We start from the raw sequence: 15,963 nt of genomic DNA, 5'->3' as shown, positions 1-15,963 counted from the left end.
GTCGACGATGACCGGCATGACCTTCGCACCGCGGCCCCCGGCCTCCCCCACGCCCACGCTCACCCCCAAGCCCACCCCCGTCTCCGCTCCCGCCCCTGTCCCCGCCCGGCTCGCCCTGGTCGGCGACCGCTCCCCGAGCGTCGTCGCGCACACCCGCGTCCCGCTGCTCCTCGACGCGCTCGCCACCCGTGAGGGCCTCGCCCTCGACGCGTACTGGATCCCGACCGAGGACGCCGAAGTCCCGGGCGCGGTCGGGGAGTTCGACGCCGTGTGGGTGCTGCCCGGCAGCCCGTACCGCAGTGAGGCCGGGGCGCTCGCCGCGATCCGTACGGCCCGCGAGGACGGCATCCCGTTCCTCGGCACGTGCGGCGGCTTCCAGCACACGCTCCTGGAGTACGCGCGCGGCGTGTGCGGACTGACCGGGGTCGCGCACGCCGAGAACGACCCCGGCGCCGACGACTTCCTCATCGCCCCGCTGGCCTGCTCCCTGGTCGGCCACGAGGGCACGGTGACGGTGACGGGCGGCTCGCTGGCCGAGTCGGTGCTCGGCGCGGACCGCACCGTCGAGCGCTACCACTGCCAGTACGGTCCGGCCGCGCACCTGGAGACGCTGCGCGCGCACGGCCTGCGGTTCACCGGGACCGACGAGGACGGACAGGTCCGCATCGCCGAACTGCCCACCGCACAGCACCCGTTCTTCCTGGCCACCCTCTTCCAGCCGGAGCTGTACGGCGACGGCAGCCGCCCGCACCCCGTCGTGCAGGCGCTCGCCCGCGCGGCGGTGGCGCACGCGGCGGCCGCCTCCGTGTCCGGCTGAGCGCTACCCGGTGTGGCCCCCGTGCCCGCCGCCGTGCCCGGCCCCGTGGTCGAACCTCAGGGCCTCCGCCGGCAGGACGACGAAGGGCCGCATCATGCCCATGTCCTCGTGCTCCAGCAGGTGGCAGTGGTACATGAACCGCCCGTACGCCCCGTCGAACCTGCCCATGACGCGCAGCATCTGACCGGGCAGTGCGCGGAACACGTCCTTGTACCCCCGCTCGTTCGGCGGCAGCGGGACCGTGGTGCCCGGGTCGTACGTCACCGGATCGGTCGTGCCGCCGACCGTCACGTCGAAACCGGAGACGTCGTACGCGTCGCGGCCGAGGATCTGGAAGTCGGCGAGGTGGATGTGCATGGGATGCACGACCGGCGGGTTCACCGCCAGGTTCAGGAAGCTCCACTGCTCGTGGCTGCCCTCGGCGACGCTGAAGCCGAGCCCGTCGTTGAAGGTCCGCGAGATCCGCCGGTAGGTCTTCGTCCTGCCCTTGTCGTCGACGAGTTGAAGGACTCCGTCGGAGGGGACCACCACGTCGGCGGGGTCCTCGACCTCCACCATCTCCCAGATCTCCGGGTGTCCGCCGCCGCCCTTGGTCGCGGGCGGGGTGAGCACGACCAGCCGGTGCCCGTGCTCGATGTCGTGCGTCAGCCGGCGGAAGGAACCGGAGAGCACCTCGGGCAGGACGAACGGGTCCGGCTCGGCGCACTCGCCCACCCGGAACTCCATGACGTGCGGATGGCGCACGTTGCCCGGCACGTCCGGGACGCCCGCCGGCTGGTTCGGCCCCTTGTTCACCAGGCGGACCCGGCGGCCCGCCAGGGCCCCGAAGTCGACGAGCAGGTCCATGCGCTCGGCCGGAGCGACGGTCAGCGTCGGCAGCGCGCCGTCGAAGTCGACCGGCACGGGGCGCGGCAGGAGCCCGCCGTCGCTGCCGATCTGCTTCAGGACGCCGGGCACCGGCGCGCCGTCCTCGTCGACGAGGACGAGGTCGTAGATGCGCGCGTTCGACGCGTTCACCAGGCGGAAGCGGTACCACCCGGCCGCCACCTCCGCGTACGGCCAGATCCTGCCGTTGACCGTGGTGTACGGGCCGGTGAACGGCAGGGACACGGGCTTGCCGGTCTCCGGGTTCCTCGGGTCGATCACCACGGTCTTGTGCAGCAGCCGCCCGTTCAGCGCGCCGTCCTCGTCCGTGTCCAGGTTCCGGTCGGCGATGAGCAGCGGGATCTCCCGCTCGCCGCACGGCAGTCCGAGCGCGTCCTCCTCGTCGTCACGGACGAGGTACGTGCCGTACAGACCCGTCTGCACGTTCCACCGCGTGATGTTCATCGCGTGATCGTGGTACCACCACTGGACCGCCTGGTGGTCGTTCGGATACTCGGCGAGCTGGGCGTCGCCGTACCCCACCGCGTTGTCCGCCCAGCCGTCGTTGCCGCCGCCCGTCTGCGCGCCGTGCAGGTGCGTCACGGTCCAGGCGGGCAGGGCGGCCACGTCGGCGCTCGGCGGGACGTCGTGGCGGCCCGGCTCGGTGCTCGGGTTCGGTGTCGTGACTGGCACCTCCACCGCCGTCACCGGATACTCGCTGCCCTTCGGGATGCGGTTCGTCCAGGCGATCCGGACGCGCTGTCCGCGCCGCACCTCGATCGTCGGACCCGGCACCGACCCCTCGTACCCCCACATGAGGGTCGCCGGCAGCTGCGGGTGCAGCCGCTGCCAGGTGGGCCGCAGGGCGATCTCGGTCTCCGTGCGCACGTCGTCGGAGTCCGGCCGCAGGACGGGCGGGACGGTCAACGGCGCGGCGTACGGCTCCAGTTCCCCCGCGGCCGCCCGTCGCCCTGTCCGCTCCGGCTGCTCTGCCTGCTGCCCCTGTTCCGCCGCCTGCTCCGCGATGCGCTCGATGATCTCGGTCAAAGTAAGAACACCCCCGTGTGTTCTCGTGGAGTCCCCCGTCGGTACGGCCGGTCAGTGGCCGTCTCACCTCACAAGACGGACGGAACACCATCGAAGTTCCCTGAAGCGCCCATTCCGGACGCGGAGGTTCGGAAACCGGGGCCCGACGGAAGGCGGTCGGGGACGAATCCGTGCGCGCGGCGCGCGAGGTGGTCCTCCCGGTAACGGGCCACCTTCCGGTGCCAGTTGAGGATCCCCGCCATCCAGTCGCGCAGCTCGCCGACGTACCCCTCCATGACCGCCCGCGCCTCGCCGGTCATCCGGAAGTCCTCGTACAGGGCGGGGAGTTCGTGGGAGACGACGTGCTCGAACTGCCGCAAGCGCTGCGTCAGCAGGTCGGTCACGATGCGCAGCGCCCGCGGGTGGTCGATGCCGAAGAAGTTCTGCACGACGAGGATCGCGTTGTGGATCTCGCCTTCGTACTCGATCTCCTTCTGGTACGAGAACACGTCGTTGACCAGCATTCCGTAGTCGACGGCGGCGTTCTCCAGGGAGCGGACGGGGCCGCTGCGGTAGACGGCCGGCGGTACGGCGGGGCCGTGGCCGAGGCGGCACAGGCTCATGGTCAGGTCGGCGCCGAAGGTGGCGCGGCGCATCTCCAGGTAGTCGACGGGATCGGGGATGCGGTTCTGCAGCTGGTTGGCCACCTCCCACACCCAGGCCTCCGTCATGACCTCGACGGAGGCCTTCAGGGTGCGCCGCTGCCGGGGCGTCATGTCGGTGGCCGTGCGCAGCCAGAGGTCGGCGAGGCCGCGCTCCATCGCGTTGGCGGGGGCCGGGACCGGCTCCCCCTCGACGGGCATGCAGTCCGACAGGCGGCGGGTGCACCGCTTCGCGGCGGCCAGGTCGCGGCGGTGGCCGAAGACCAGCGGGTAGTAGTCGTCGGCGTACGTCCCCCAGGCGAGCCACTGCGCGTTGAGATCCAGGGCCTCGGGGGTGGCGTCCGGGTCGATGCCCGCCGAGCAGAGCGCCAGGTCGGCGGCGGCGAGCCGGTCCTCGTCCCAGACGCCCTCCGCCAGGATGCCCGTCCGCTGCGCCCACGGCACCAGCCGCTCGCGCGCGCCGTCGAGCGCCGGGTTGAGCCGCAGGTCGAAGGGCATGGGGAAGTCGGGCAGCGGGGACGGGCCGACCTTCTGGTACGGCACGTGCGTGTACGCCCGCAGCCGCTCGGCGCCGAGCGCGTCGAACAGCGTGCGCACGGCGGTGGAGCCGGTGCCGATGCCGGTCGGCCCGCCCGGCGGTGACGCGTCCCGTACGGCGCCCTCGTTCATGTAGCGGCTGGACCGCAGGTGCCACTCGTGGCCGCCGGACTGCCAGTCCTGCAGCCCCCGCGCGTACGCGGCGACGGCCGCGAACTGGTCCGGTGCGAGCCCCTTCTCCACGGCGAGCGCGGGCACTTCGGTGAACGCGGTGTGCTCGAACTGGTGCAGCCGTGAGGTGAGCACGTCGTTGACGGCCTCCGCCGCCTCCTGCGTCGTGCAGTCGAAGAACGTCTCCAGGACCAGGACGCCGTTGGACAGTTCGCCCTCGTCGCGGACCTCCCTCTCGTACGAGAACAGGTCGTTGCGCAGGTGCACGGCGTCGGCGAACGTCTCCATCAGGACGCGCAGCGGCCGTGACCCGGCGACCGGCGCGGGGACCTCCGCGGTCGCGTACTCGACGAGCCCGGCCGACCAGGGGGCGCCGCCGACCTTGCGGCGCATCTCGATGTACTCGACGGGGTTGGCGATCCGGCCCTCGTTGATGTTCGAGAGTTCCCACATCGACTCGTTCAGCAGGTGCTCGGTCGACTCGGCGAAGCGGCGGCGCCAGTCCGCCGACATCGCGGGCACGGTGCGCCGCCACAGGTCGGCGAGGCCCGCCTCGACGGGGTTGCGCGGCTCCGGCACCTCCGTGCCCGCGTCGTCGAGGTCCATCGGCATGAAGAGGGGCAGCCGGTCGAGGTGCGCCTTGCCGCCCTCCCGGTCGTTGGTGCGCTTGTACATGTCGAGGAAGTGGTCGTCGAAGAAGAAGACCCACACGTACCAGTCGGTGATCAGCGACAGCGCGGGCCCGTCGCAGTCGGGGTGCGTGTACGCGCAGAGCAGGCCGTAGTCGTGCGCGTCGAGGTCGCTCCGCTCCCAGATGCCGCTGCCCTCCAGCATGCCCATCTCGCGCGCCCACGCCGCGGAGTGCGCGCGCGCCTCGTCGAGGTGCGGGTTGAGGCGCGCCCGGTACGGCATGTAGAAGCGCGGCAGCTGGAAGGGCTGGGTGGACTGCTGTGTCATGAGCGCCGCCCTACCCCTGGGCGTCAACACCCATCCACGGGGCGGAACATGATCGCACCATCGCGTGAACGGGGACTGTTCCCCGGACAATCGGGGAAGACCCTGCTGCGCCCCGCTGTCCGCACGCGCCGTCGGTGTGCGCCGGGCAGGTCCTACGCGGCCCAGTGCGCGGGGCGGCGCAGGCCCGGCGGGATCCGGGTCGTGGCGTCGCCGCGGGCCGCGTTCAGCTGGGCCTGGGTGAGGAAGATCGCGCCGGTGAGGTCGGCTCCGGCGAGCTGTGCGTCGCGCAGGTCGGCGCCGATCAGGTCGGCGGAGCGCAGGTCGGCGCCGGTGAGGTCGGCGGCGACCAGGAGCGCGCCGCGCAGGGTGGCGCCGCGCAGGGTGGCCTTGCGCAGCCGGGCGCCGACGAGGTCGGCGCCGCGGTGGTTCTTCTTGCGGCCGGGGACCGCCGCCCGTTCCAGCTCGCTCGCCTTCAGCAGCAGCGCGTTCACGTCGCCGCGGATGGCGGGCACGTCGGCGGCGGCCACCTCATCGGCGCTCGCGCGGGTGAGCCGCTCGATGTCGTCGAGGGCGCGGCGGGCGTCGCGGTGCACGGGCCCGGCCCGGTCGAGGTCGAGGACCTCGGTCAAGTACCAGAGCAGTTCGTGCAGATGACGCATGACCGGGAACACCTCGTACATGGCCCGTGCGCTCTCGGGCCGCTCGCGCCAGCCGACGCCCTCGAAGGTGACCTGGGAGACCTGCTGTCCGGCGCCGAAGCAGTCGAAGACGGTGCAGCCCCGGTAGCCGTCGTCGCGCAGGGTGGCGTGGATGCCGCAGCGGAAGTCGTCCCGGAGGTTCTGGCAGGGGGTGCCGGCGTTCTTGTTGCGCGCGAAGTCCTGGGACTTGGCGAACGGCAGCGCGACGCAGCACAGGCCGAAGCAGCTGCCGCAGTCGGCGCGCAGCTCGGGGCGGCGGACGGCATCGGAAGCGTCACCGGAAGCGGCGGCGTGGGAGGTGCTGCGGGAGGCGTCGCGGGAGGTCACGCCCCCCATTGTCGCCGATCGCCGCCGCGCGCCCTCTTGTGGCCCGGGCGGGCCCGCGCCACCGTGGACGGCGTCCGGCACCCGCCCCCACACTCCAGGAGTCGACGTGGCCTCCTTCGTCCTGCCGCACGAACTGCACGGTGACGGTCCGCACAAGGTGATCGCGGTGCACGGCTGGTTCGCCGACCGCTCGGCGTACGCGCCGGTCGTCCCCGATCTGGACCGCACGTCCTTCCAGTACGCGCTGGTGGACCTGCGGGGCTACGGGGAGGCGAAGGACGTCCCGGGCGCGTACACGACGGCCGAGGGCGCGGCGGACGTGCTCGACCTCGCCGACCGGCTCGGCTGGGACCGCTTCTCGCTGGTCGGGCACTCGATGGGCGGCAGCGTGGCGCAGCGCGTCGTGGCGACGGCCCGGCACCGGGTGCGCCGTCTCGCTGGCGTCTCCCCCGTCCCGGCGTCCGGTCTGCAACTGCCGCCGGAGCAGTGGCAGTTGTTCTCCACCGCGGACACCAAGCCCGAGCACCGCCGGGCGATCCTCGACGTCACCACGGGCGGGGTCCGGCCGGCCGCGTGGCTGGACCGCATGGTGGCGCGCTCGCTGGCCCGCAGCGACGTCAAGGCGTTCCGGGCCTGGCTCGACTCGTGGACCGGTGACGACTTCCACCGCGACCTGGAGGGCTGTACGACGCCGGCGCTGACGGTCACCGGACAGCTCGACCCGGCCCTGTCGGCGGCCCTGATGCGCGACACGTGGCTGCGCTGGTTCTCCCGCGGCGAGCTCGTCGACCTGCCGGTGTGCGGCCACTACGCGATGGACGAGGCGCCGCTCGCGCTGGTCCGGGTGGTGGAGGACTTCCTGCGGGCGGACGGCGCGTGACCCCCGCGGTGCCGGACGTCTTCGACCCGCGCCGGTACGCCCAGGGGGTCCCGCACGACCGGTACCGCACGCTGCGCGACCACCACCCGGTGGCGTGGCAGCCGGAGCCGGCGGTCCTCGGCTGGCCCGAGGGCCCCGGCTTCTGGGCGGTGACCCGGCACGCGGACGTGGTCCGGGTGCTCAGGGACGCGGCGACGTACTCGTCGTGCGTCGGCGCCACCCAGATCCGCGACCCCGATCCGGCGGACCTCCCGTTCATCCGCGGCATGATGCTCAACCAGGACCCGCCCGCCCACGGCAGGCTGCGCCGCCTGGTGAGCCGGGCGTTCACGCCGCGCCGGGTGACGGCGTTCGAGCGGTCGGCCCGCGAGCGGGCGGCGTCCTTGCTGGCCGAGGCGGTCGCGGCGGAGGGGAGGGACCCGGTCGACCTGGTCGGGACGGTCACCGACGACTACGCCCTGCTCAACCTCGCCGACCTGCTCGGCGTCCCGGAACAGGACCGGGGTCTGCTCCTGCACTGGACCCGCCGCGTCATCGGCTACCAGGACCCGGACGAGGGCGCCGCGCCCCCGTCGGCCGCCGGTCCGCCGGTGAACCCGCGCTCGCCGTCCGCGCTGGCCGACATGTTCGCCTACGCCGACGAGCTGACGGAGCACAAACGCGCCCACCCCGGGGACGACGTCATGACGACGCTCGCCCTCGATCCCGGCCTCACCCCGCCCGAGCGGCAGATGTTCTTCTTCCTGCTGACGATCGCGGGCAACGACACGGTCCGCAGCGCGGCCCCGGGCGGTCTGGCGCTGCTCGCCGAGGACCCGGCCGCGTACCGGCGGCTCCGTGCGGGGGCGGTCGATCCGGCGTCGGCGGTCGACGAGCTGCTGCGCCGCCATCCGCCGGTCCTCACGTTCCGCCGCACGGCCGTCCGGGAGACGACGCTCGCGGGGGTGCGGATCGGCCGGGGCGACAAGGTGGTCGTGTTCCACGCCGCCGCCAACCACGACGAGCGCGTCTTCCCCGACCCGTTCCGCCTGGACCTCACCCGCTCCCCCAACCCGCACGTCTCCTTCGGCGACGGCCCGCACGTCTGCCTGGGCGCGCACTTCGCCCGGCTCCAACTGCGGGTGCTGTACGAGGAGTTGGCCAAAGCCCTGCCGACCCTGGAACTCGCCGCGCCGCCGCGGCGACTGGTGTCCAACTTCATCAACGGGATCAAGGAGCTGTCCGTGGCACGGAACTGACGGGGCGTCGGTCAGCCGGCCCGCACCTGGATCAGCGCGTGCGTGCCGCCGGCCCGCCACCGCTGTCCGTGCGCGGCGACGAGGGCCGCCTCGGTGTCCGCGTCGAGGCCGACGACCACGTCGGACTTCAGGGTGCGCAGCGCCGCGACGGGGCCGGGGAAGTGGGCGGTGCGCTCGGCGAACGACGTGGTGGGGGCCCACATCCGGTCGCCGACGAGGCGCCGGTAGTTCAGGTCGCCCTTGAGGACGGTCACGGTGGCCCGCGCGAAGTCCCGGCGCAGGTCGTCCGGCATGTCCGCGTACGGCAGCGGCGCGCAGGAGAAAGGGTGCGCCCGCACGGCGAGCCGCCCGTCCGTCATCGCCCGCCACAGCCGCTCCCCCACCTCGGCGGCGGCCCCCTCGGCGCCGCGCAGGTGCCGCAGGCAGTCGACGACGTCGGCGGTGATCGCGTCGGAGACGAAGTACGGATACGGCTTGACGTGCAGCACGACCCGTCCGGCGCGGGCGTGCCGCAGCAGGTGGTCGATCAGCAGCAGATCGGGGACGAGTTCCCGTCCGGCGTTGTCCGCGACGAGGTACACGGTGGCCCGGCCGCCCTCGGGCAGCAGGGACCACAGGGCCTGCGCGTCGTCGGCGACGAGCGGCCGGTCCTGCTCGTCGCCGCTCCCGGCCGTGATCCGGAACCCGAGGTCCGCGCGGTTCCCCCACAGGGAGCCGTGCAGCAGCGCCCGGTCCTGGACGGCCCTGGGCTCCTTCGCGAGCCGGTCGACGGCCCGCAGCTCCTGCGCCGCCTCGGCCGTCCGCAGTTCGGCCTGCTTGAACGGACGGAACGGGTCGACGCCCTGCCAGGGGCCCGGCGCGAAGTAGCCGACGGCTTCCAGGAGCCGCCGGTAGAAGTAGCTCTCCGCCCACAGGAACGGCGCCTCGAACCACGACCGCCCGAACTGCTCGCGCCCCCACCACTGCCACTGCTCGCGGTCGTGCGCGCCGGGGCCGAGCGGCTCGATGACGCCCCGCTCGCCCGACGCGAGGAGCGCGTCGAGCGCGGCGTGCTGCTCGGGCCCGTACGGGAAGGCGTCCCGGACCTTCCGGATCAGCGCCGGATGCCGCTCGGCGAGCACGCTCCGGGGGAAGGACCCCGGAGCGTCGGAGGTGATGACGGGGGCTTCGGGCCCCGGGCGGTCGTGGCTCGCCATCACTGGGCGCCGGGCGCCAGCCTGAGCGAGATCGAGTTGATGCAGTACCGCTGGTCGGTGGGCGTCTGGTAGCCCTCGCCCTCGAAGACGTGCCCGAGGTGCGAACCGCACCGCGCGCACCGCACCTCGGTGCGCACCATCCCGTGCGAGCGGTCCTCGATCAGTTCGACGGCGTCCGAGTCCTTCGGGTCGTAGAAGCTCGGCCAGCCGCAGTGCGACTCGAACTTCTCGGTCGACGTGAAGAGCTCCGCGCCGCAGGCGCGACAGGAGTAGACGCCCTCGGTCTTGGTGTCCGTGTACTCACCGACGAAGGCGGGTTCGGTGCCGGCCTGGCGCAGTACCGCGTACTCCGCCGGGCTGAGCTCCGCGCGCCATTGCTCGTCCGGCTTCTCGACGTCGTACGACATGTCCCTCAGCCCTCCAGTTGTTCCAGGATCCGCGGGCCGAGCTCCGTCACGTCGCCCGCGCCCATGGTGAGAACGAGATCACCGGGCTTGGCCATTCCCGCCACGGCCGCGACCGCCGCGTCCTTGTCGGGGGCGGCCTGCACGTCGGCGCCGGCCGCGCGGGCGGCGTCGATGATCAGGGCGCTGGTGATGCCGGGGATCGGGTCCTCGCGCGCCGGGTAGATGTCGAGGACGACGGAGGCGTCCGCGAGGGCGAGGGCGTCGCCCATCTCCTTGCCCAGTTCCTGGGTGCGGGAGAAGAGGTGGGGCTGGAAGAGGACCAGGATGCGGGCGTCCCCGGCGGCCGAGCGCATGGCCTCCAGGTCGGCCGTCATCTCGGTGGGGTGGTGGGCGTAGGAGTCGATGACCTGCACGCCGTTCACCTCGCCCTTGAGCTGGAGGCGGCGCTTGACGCCGGTGTAGGACTTCAGGGCCCCGGCCAGGTTCCGGGAGGGGATGCCGAGGGCGACGCCCGCCGCGAGGGCCGCGACCGCGTTGTGCGCGTAGTGGCGGCCGGGGACGGAGACCGTGAAGGTGAGCAGCTTGCCGTCGAGCAGGACGGTGACCTCGCTGGCCAGACCGCGCGGCGTGATCTTGTGGATGCGGATGTCCGCGGACTCGGACTCGCCGTACGTGACGACCTTGAGGGACGTCGTGTCGCGGATGCGCCGGGTCAGCTCGGCCGCGCCCTCCTGGTCGGCGGCGATGACCAGGGTGCCGCCGGGGACGATCTTCGTCGTGAACGTCTCGAAGGAGTCGTAGATCTCGTCCATCGACGCGTAGTTGGCGTGGTGGTCGAGCTCGACGTTGAGGATGATCGCGACTTCGGGCCGGTACTTGTGGAAGCTGCGGTCCGACTCGTCGGCCTCGGCGACGAAGATGTCGCCCTCGCCGTGCAGCGCGTTCGAACCGGGGGCGTCCAGGTCGCCGCCGATCGCGTAGGAGGGGTTCAGGCCGAGCGCGGACAGGGACACGGCCAGCATCGACGTCGTGGTCGTCTTGCCGTGGGTGCCCGCCACCGCGATGGGGCGCAGGCCGTCCATCAGGCCCGCGAGGGCGTCGGAGCGGTGCACGACCGGGATGCCGAGCTCCTTGGCGCGCAGCAGCTCCGGGTTGTCCTCGCGGATCGCGGAGGAGACGACGACGCAGGTGGCCTCGGGGGACACGTGCGCGGCGTCGTGGCCGATGTGCACGGTGGCGCCGAGCGTGCGCAGGGCCTCGGCCGTGGCGGACTCGCGGGCGTCGCTGCCCGCGACCCGGGCGCCGCGCTGGGCGAGGATCTTTGCGATGCCCGACATCCCGGCGCCGCCGATGCCGATGAAGTGCGGTCGGTCCATGTCGGCCATGGACTGGGGCAGGCCGGGTGCCATGCGCGTGTCTCCCCTGAGGTGCTTCGGATGTCCTGAGCCGCGGCCGGGACGGCCACGGACGGGGCCAGCCTATTGCCTCGGCCCCGTCCGCCCCGCACCCTCCGCGCTGCGGGGGCTACGCCTTGCTGTACGAGAACAGCTTCAGGACCGGTACGCCGACCTTGTGCCGGGCCCGCGAGGCCCAGTCCCGGTGGAAGAACTCCTCGACGTAGTGCGGGTCGGTCAGGACGATCACCTCGTCCGCCCGCACCTCGTCGACCAGTGCCTTGAGGGCGTCGAGCGGGTGGTCCTCGACGAACCGGCCCTCGGCCGCGCAGCCCGCCTGGTGCAGTGCGGCCAGGGAGACGCTCAGCGCCTGTTCGCCGGGGGCCTTGGCGTCGTCGCCCTCGGGGACCTCGTCCTCCCGCGCCGCCTCGTCCAGCTCGCCCAGCGCGACGTCGTCGATGGCCCGCAGCAGGCGGTCCGCCTGGTCGCCGCGGGGCTGGATCAGCACGTGGAAGGAGACTTGCTCATCGCCGTGCAAGGTGGTGACGAACTCCACGTCGGCGGACGTCAGGGCCTTCTCGATCATCAATACGCTCGTGAACACGACGGGCGCCCTTCTTCTCCTGCCGTGGGCCGTCCTGCGACGGGCCCTGGGGACCTGCGGAAACCATCCTGCCCCGTGGCCGCACGGGGTCTGCGACTTTTAGTGTGCCCAGCGGAAGCTAAACGGAACGGCTCATTCCGCTGAGTGTCGGCTCCGACGGTATCGGGTGAAGAGAAAACCGTCCTCCTCCAGAAGAGATGCCAGCTCGAAACGTTCCGGCACGGCGAGCGTCGACCCTCCCGCGATGCGCTGCGCGTCCCCCGCGGTGAGCATCGGCGACACCGTCAGGCACAGTTCGTCGAGTACCCGCGCGGCCACGAACTGACCGAGCATCCGCGGCCCGCCCTCGGTGAGCAGTCGTCGCAGGCCACGGTCGGCGAGGGCGCGCACCGCACGGTCCGGGTCGACCGTCGCGCCCTCGCCCGCGACGAGCACCTCGGCGCCCGCCGCGCGGGCGGCCGCGAGCCGGTCGGGCGGGGCCCCCGCGCCTGTGATCAGATACGTCGGCACCAGCGGCTGGGTGAAGAGCGGAAGGCCGAAGTCGAGGTCGAGGCTCGCACTGATGACCGCGATGGCGGGGGCCGGTCCCTGGCCCGCGGCGGCCCGGCGCGCGGTGAACGCCTCGCGGGCCCTGGCCGGCCGGTACCCCTCCAGACGGACCGTCTCCGCGCCGACCACGACGACGTCGGCGAGGCCGCGCAGGGTGCCGAAGATCCGCATGTCCGTGGGGCAGGAGATGGGCTGGGAGCGGCCGTCGTGCTGGGCCGCGCCGTCCAGCGTGGAGACCATGTTGGCGCGCAGCCACGCGGCGCGCTCCGCTTCGGGCGGGTAGGCGTAGGCGTCGGCGAGCTCGTCGAGGGTCCACTCACGGCCCACCGGACCCTCGCGCACCTCCTGCCCCTCGTACCCCTTGTCAGCTGCTGTTTCGTACGTCACAGGGAACAGGCGTCGCATGACGTGCAGTGTGGCACGGCAACTAAGCTGGGGAACCGTGTCGTCCTCCACCGAAGCCACCGACTCCCGGGAGTCCAGCCAGATGGGCATCAGCCCCATACCCGACGCGGCGCCGCTGTCCCTGTGCGCCCGTGAGCCGCACGTGCCCGCGGAGCGCCTGGTCGCGGAGATGGTGCCGCCGCCGCGGTTCAGCTCCGCCCGCTTCGACACGTACATCCCGGACCCGAACCAGCCGAGCCAGACGCAGGCCGTACAGGTCCTGAGCTCCTTCGCCGCCGGTCTCGGCGGGGCGCACGCCACGGGGGCCGGCAAGCGCAAGTGGTTCGCGAAGAAGCCCGCCGCCCCGACCGGGCCGCGCGGTGTCTACCTCGACGGCGGCTACGGCGTCGGCAAGACCCACCTCCTGGCCTCGCTCTGGCACGCGACTCCGGCCGAGCCCGCGTACAAGGCGTTCGGCACGTTCGTGGAGCTGACCAATCTGGTCGGCGCGCTGGGCTTCCAGCAGACGGTCAAGACCCTCGGCGGCCACCGGCTGCTCTGCATCGACGAGTTCGAGCTCGACGACCCGGGCGACACCGTCCTCGTGTCGACGCTGCTCGGCAAGCTGGTCGACGCGGGCGTCGCGCTCGCCGCGACCTCGAACACGCTGCCGGGCAAGCTCGGTGAGGGCCGGTTCGCGGCCGCCGACTTCCTGCGCGAGATCCAGGGCCTGTCCGCGCACTTCCACCCGCTGCGCATCGACGGCGAGGACTACCGGCACCGCGGCCTGCCCGAGGCCCCGGCGCCGTTCACCGACGAGCAGGTCACCAAGGCCGCGTACGCCACCGAGGGCGCCTCCCTCGACGACTTCCCGCACCTCCTGGAGCACCTCGCACGGGTGCACCCCAGCCGGTACGGCGCCCTGACGGACCACCTCTCGGCGGTCTGCCTGACGGACGTGAGCGCGATCCCCGACCAGTCGACGGCCCTGCGTCTCGTCGTCCTGGCGGACCGGCTCTACGACCGGGAGATCCCGGTCCTCGCGGCCGGCGAGCCGTTCGACAAGCTGTTCAGCGAGGAGATGCTGAACGGCGGCTACCGCAAGAAGTACTTCCGCGCGATCTCCCGGCTCACGGCACTGGCGCGGGACGCGAAGGGGCTGGTGCGGGACTGACCCTCGTCCTGCGTGCGGCGACGGCGGCGTGCCACCACGTGGCTCACGACGAAGCCGCCCGCGGTGCCGAGTGCTGTCAGGGCCGCGGCCACGACAGCGCTGACGAGCCAGTCCGCCGATCCGTCCCGGACCCGCACCGCCACCGTCAGCACCGCCCACGTGACGGCGAGGCGGGCGGCGATCCGTCGCCCCGACGGCGCCTCGGCCGGACCGGCGTGCTCAAGGGCGCCGTGCGCCATCCCCTCCCAGCGCAGCAGCAGCGCGACGAGGAGGCCCGGCGCCACCCCCACGGCGGCCACCAGCAGCCCGTCGGCCGGGGCGAACGGGATGCCCAGCACGAGGGCGCCCGTCGTGAACATCGCCGCCACCACGACCGCGAACACGGCTCCCGCGCGCACGGGATGGCGCCACAGGGACACCTGGAACCGGGTGGGCTCGCGGCGTCCCGGGCCGAAACCCTGCTCACGGCGCACCAGAACCCGCACCACCACCCGGTCCACCCTGCGGACCACCCCCGGCACCATCCGGACTCCCCCCGGTCACTGATCCGGAGAATAGATCATTTACACGAGTAACCAGCCCCCAACTGCACTTGCTACGCGCGTGGTTCCCGTGGCGAAAAACGCGTGATAGACACAGCCGGGTCACAGTCCTGTCCGCCAACAGGAAGTTGCTCTCATGTCACGCACCACCGATGCACGGCAGTCCGCAACACGACGTCAGGTCCTCGCCCGCTCCGGCGCGCTGGGGGTGGGGATCACCTTCGCCGGGGCCCTCTCCGAGCTGTTCGCCGGGTCGGCCGCGGCGCAGGGCAAGAGCGGCTACGGGCCGCTGGTGCCCGACCCGGCCGGGCTGCTGGACCTCCCGAAGGGCTTCCACTACAAGGTGCTCTCCCGCGAGGGCGAACCCCTCCGGTCCGGCGAGGGCAAGGTGCCCAGCAATCACGACGGCATGGCCGCGTTCGCGGGCAGACACGGCCGCGTGCACCTCGTGCGCAACCACGAGAACCGGGTCACCGGCAAGATCGGGGTGCCGACCGTCGAGGGCCTCACGTACGACCCGATGGGCAAGGGCGGCTGTACCGCGCTGACCCTCGACCGGAACAACGAGGTACTGTCCGAGCGCGTCGCCATCGCCGGTACGGCGGTCAACTGCGCGGGCGGGCCCACCCCTTGGGGCACCTGGCTCACCTGCGAGGAGACCGAGGACCGGGCCGGCACGAACGGCTACACCAAGGACCACGGCTTCATCTTCGAGGTGGACCCGGTCGACCCGCACCGCTCGGGAGCCGTGCCGCTCACCGCGATGGGCCGCTTCCAGCACGAGGCGATCGCCGTCGATCCGCGGCGGGGCGTCGTGTACGAGACGGAGGACGCCTTCGAGAAGCCCTTCGGGCTGTTCTACCGCTTCCTGCCGAAGAAGCCGGAGGGCGGGCTCGGTTCGCTGCGCGCGGGCGGCCGGCTGCAGGCCATGCGGGTGCCGGGGGTGCCCGACCTGTCGGCGGTCCAGGAGACCGGCGCCACGTTCGGCGGCGTCGAGTGGGTCGACGTGCCGGACCCGCTGGCCGCCCAGACCCCCATCCGCAACCAGGACTTCGGCCCCCGGGGCATCACGCACGCCCAGAAGCTGGAGGGCTGCTACTGGGGCGGGTCGTGCGTCTACTTCGTGTCGTCGTACGCCCGCAGCCGGGAGGGGTCGGCCGCGGACCACTTCGGCCAGATCTGGCGCTACGACCCCGCGTCGCGCCGGCTGACGCTGGTCGTGGTCTTCGGCCCGGACACCGACGTGCAGCTGCCGGGCGAGGAGCCCGACAACATCTGTCTCGCGCCGAGCGGCGGCCTCATGGTGTGCGAGGACGGCGCGGGCGCGCAGCACGTCTTCGGCGTGACCAGGAAGGGAGAGGTCTACGCGATGGCGCGCGGCCGGCAGAACATCGGGACGGCGGACGATCCCGAATGGGGCGAGTTCGCGGGTGTCACCTTCTCCCCCGACGGCGACACCATGTACGTGAACTGCTACACGCCCGGTACGACGTTCGCCGTCACCGGGCCCTGGCACAAGTAGCGGAGGCGTCCGGA

The 15,963-nt window shown here is 72.7% G+C and carries 14 protein-coding genes; 5 read left to right on the top strand and 9 right to left on the bottom strand.

From position 1 onward, the window contains the following. The first annotated feature begins 16 nt into the window (after positions 1-16). Positions 17-817 carry a gamma-glutamyl-gamma-aminobutyrate hydrolase family protein gene (locus tag RBJ77_RS14685; protein ID WP_372345423.1) on the top strand — a complete coding sequence of 267 codons (801 nt, stop codon included), beginning with the start codon at positions 17-19 and terminating at the stop codon, positions 815-817. Positions 818-820: 3 nt separating this feature from the next. Here RBJ77_RS14685 and phsA read toward each other — a convergent pair whose 3' ends face one another. The 3 genes from phsA to RBJ77_RS14670 all read right to left on the bottom strand — a co-directional run bounded on the left by phsA (position 821) and on the right by RBJ77_RS14670 (position 6,068). After that, positions 821-2,728, bottom strand: coding sequence for an O-aminophenol oxidase PhsA (gene phsA / locus RBJ77_RS14680; protein WP_372345422.1), 1,908 nt, complete (start codon positions 2,726-2,728; stop codon positions 821-823). Positions 2,729-2,796: 68 nt separating this feature from the next. Further along, positions 2,797-5,034: a germacradienol/geosmin synthase Cyc2 gene (gene cyc2, locus RBJ77_RS14675; RefSeq protein WP_372345421.1), complete on the bottom strand. Its 2,238-nt coding sequence runs from the start codon at positions 5,032-5,034 to the stop codon at positions 2,797-2,799. Positions 5,035-5,186: 152 nt separating this feature from the next. Beyond that, a complete protein-coding gene (locus tag RBJ77_RS14670) occupies positions 5,187-6,068 on the bottom strand; it encodes a pentapeptide repeat-containing protein (RefSeq protein WP_372345420.1) in 882 nt (293 codons plus the stop codon). Between the two features lie 97 nt (positions 6,069-6,165). Here RBJ77_RS14670 and RBJ77_RS14665 point away from each other — a divergent pair, with 97 nt between their 5' ends. Both RBJ77_RS14665 and RBJ77_RS14660 read left to right on the top strand, forming a co-directional pair. Further along, a complete protein-coding gene (locus RBJ77_RS14665; protein WP_372345419.1) occupies positions 6,166-6,939 on the top strand; it encodes an alpha/beta fold hydrolase in 774 nt (257 codons plus the stop codon). Beyond that, positions 6,936-8,177 (top strand): cytochrome P450, encoded by a 1,242-nt coding sequence (locus RBJ77_RS14660; protein WP_372345418.1) that lies wholly within the window; start codon positions 6,936-6,938, stop codon positions 8,175-8,177. The genes RBJ77_RS14665 and RBJ77_RS14660 overlap by 4 nt, the downstream gene beginning before the upstream one ends. A gap of 11 nt (positions 8,178-8,188) precedes the next feature. On the opposite strand, the gene RBJ77_RS14655 is transcribed toward RBJ77_RS14660, so the two are convergent. From RBJ77_RS14655 to RBJ77_RS14635, 5 genes are all read right to left on the bottom strand, one after another. After that, positions 8,189-9,373, bottom strand: coding sequence for a damage-control phosphatase ARMT1 family protein (locus RBJ77_RS14655; protein WP_372345417.1), 1,185 nt, complete (start codon positions 9,371-9,373; stop codon positions 8,189-8,191). Beyond that, positions 9,373-9,780, bottom strand: a complete 408-nt coding sequence (gene msrB, locus RBJ77_RS14650) for a peptide-methionine (R)-S-oxide reductase MsrB (protein ID WP_372345416.1) — start codon at positions 9,778-9,780, stop codon at positions 9,373-9,375. Before msrB ends, RBJ77_RS14655 begins: the two co-directional genes overlap by 1 nt. A gap of 5 nt (positions 9,781-9,785) precedes the next feature. Further along, positions 9,786-11,189 (bottom strand): UDP-N-acetylmuramate--L-alanine ligase, encoded by a 1,404-nt coding sequence (gene murC / locus RBJ77_RS14645; protein WP_372345415.1) that lies wholly within the window; start codon positions 11,187-11,189, stop codon positions 9,786-9,788. Between the two features lie 115 nt (positions 11,190-11,304). Then, entirely contained in the window at positions 11,305-11,778 is a 474-nt protein-coding gene (locus tag RBJ77_RS14640) for an indole-3-glycerol phosphate synthase (RefSeq protein WP_372345414.1), read from the bottom strand. Between the two features lie 132 nt (positions 11,779-11,910). Further along, positions 11,911-12,732: a pyrimidine reductase family protein gene (locus tag RBJ77_RS14635; protein ID WP_372345413.1), complete on the bottom strand. Its 822-nt coding sequence runs from the start codon at positions 12,730-12,732 to the stop codon at positions 11,911-11,913. 82 nt (positions 12,733-12,814) lie between these two features. Here RBJ77_RS14635 and zapE point away from each other — a divergent pair, with 82 nt between their 5' ends. Then, complete coding sequence (gene zapE, locus RBJ77_RS14630) at positions 12,815-13,885, top strand: cell division protein ZapE (RefSeq protein ID WP_372345465.1); 1,071 nt, start codon at positions 12,815-12,817, stop codon at positions 13,883-13,885. Here zapE and RBJ77_RS14625 read toward each other — a convergent pair. Continuing rightward, on the bottom strand, positions 13,807-14,409 hold the full coding sequence (locus RBJ77_RS14625) for a hypothetical protein (RefSeq protein ID WP_372345412.1): 603 nt from the start codon (positions 14,407-14,409) through the stop codon (positions 13,807-13,809). The two genes, zapE and RBJ77_RS14625, sit on opposite strands and share 79 nt — an antisense overlap. Positions 14,410-14,563: 154 nt before the next feature. Here RBJ77_RS14625 and RBJ77_RS14620 point away from each other — a divergent pair, with 154 nt between their 5' ends. Next, a complete protein-coding gene (locus RBJ77_RS14620; protein ID WP_372345411.1) occupies positions 14,564-15,949 on the top strand; it encodes a PhoX family protein in 1,386 nt (461 codons plus the stop codon). The last annotated feature ends 14 nt before the right edge of the window (positions 15,950-15,963 follow it).

The organism is Streptomyces sp. KL116D, from assembly GCF_030766975.1.
Taxonomy (GTDB): Bacteria; Actinomycetota; Actinomycetes; order Streptomycetales; family Streptomycetaceae; genus Streptomyces; species Streptomyces longispororuber_A.
This window is presented reverse-complemented; position numbering and strand designations above follow the sequence as displayed.

Excerpts from the sequence above, each read along its gene's own strand:
- RBJ77_RS14670 (WP_372345420.1), bottom strand. The coding sequence starts at position 6,068 with ATGGGGGGCGTGACCTCCCGCGACGCCTCCCGCAGCACCTCCCACGCC.
- RBJ77_RS14655 (WP_372345417.1), bottom strand. The coding sequence starts at position 9,373 with ATGGCGAGCCACGACCGCCCGGGGCCCGAAGCCCCCGTCATCACCTCC.
- msrB (WP_372345416.1), bottom strand. The coding sequence starts at position 9,780 with ATGTCGTACGACGTCGAGAAGCCGGACGAGCAATGGCGCGCGGAGCTC.
- RBJ77_RS14635 (WP_372345413.1), bottom strand. The coding sequence starts at position 12,732 with ATGCGACGCCTGTTCCCTGTGACGTACGAAACAGCAGCTGACAAGGGG.
- zapE (WP_372345465.1), top strand. The coding sequence starts at position 12,815 with ATGGGCATCAGCCCCATACCCGACGCGGCGCCGCTGTCCCTGTGCGCC.
- murC (WP_372345415.1), bottom strand. The coding sequence starts at position 11,189 with ATGGCACCCGGCCTGCCCCAGTCCATGGCCGACATGGACCGACCGCAC.
- RBJ77_RS14685 (WP_372345423.1), top strand. The coding sequence starts at position 17 with ATGACCTTCGCACCGCGGCCCCCGGCCTCCCCCACGCCCACGCTCACC.
- cyc2 (WP_372345421.1), bottom strand. The coding sequence starts at position 5,034 with ATGACACAGCAGTCCACCCAGCCCTTCCAGCTGCCGCGCTTCTACATG.
- RBJ77_RS14625 (WP_372345412.1), bottom strand. The coding sequence starts at position 14,409 with ATGGTGCCGGGGGTGGTCCGCAGGGTGGACCGGGTGGTGGTGCGGGTT.
- RBJ77_RS14620 (WP_372345411.1), top strand. The coding sequence starts at position 14,564 with ATGTCACGCACCACCGATGCACGGCAGTCCGCAACACGACGTCAGGTC.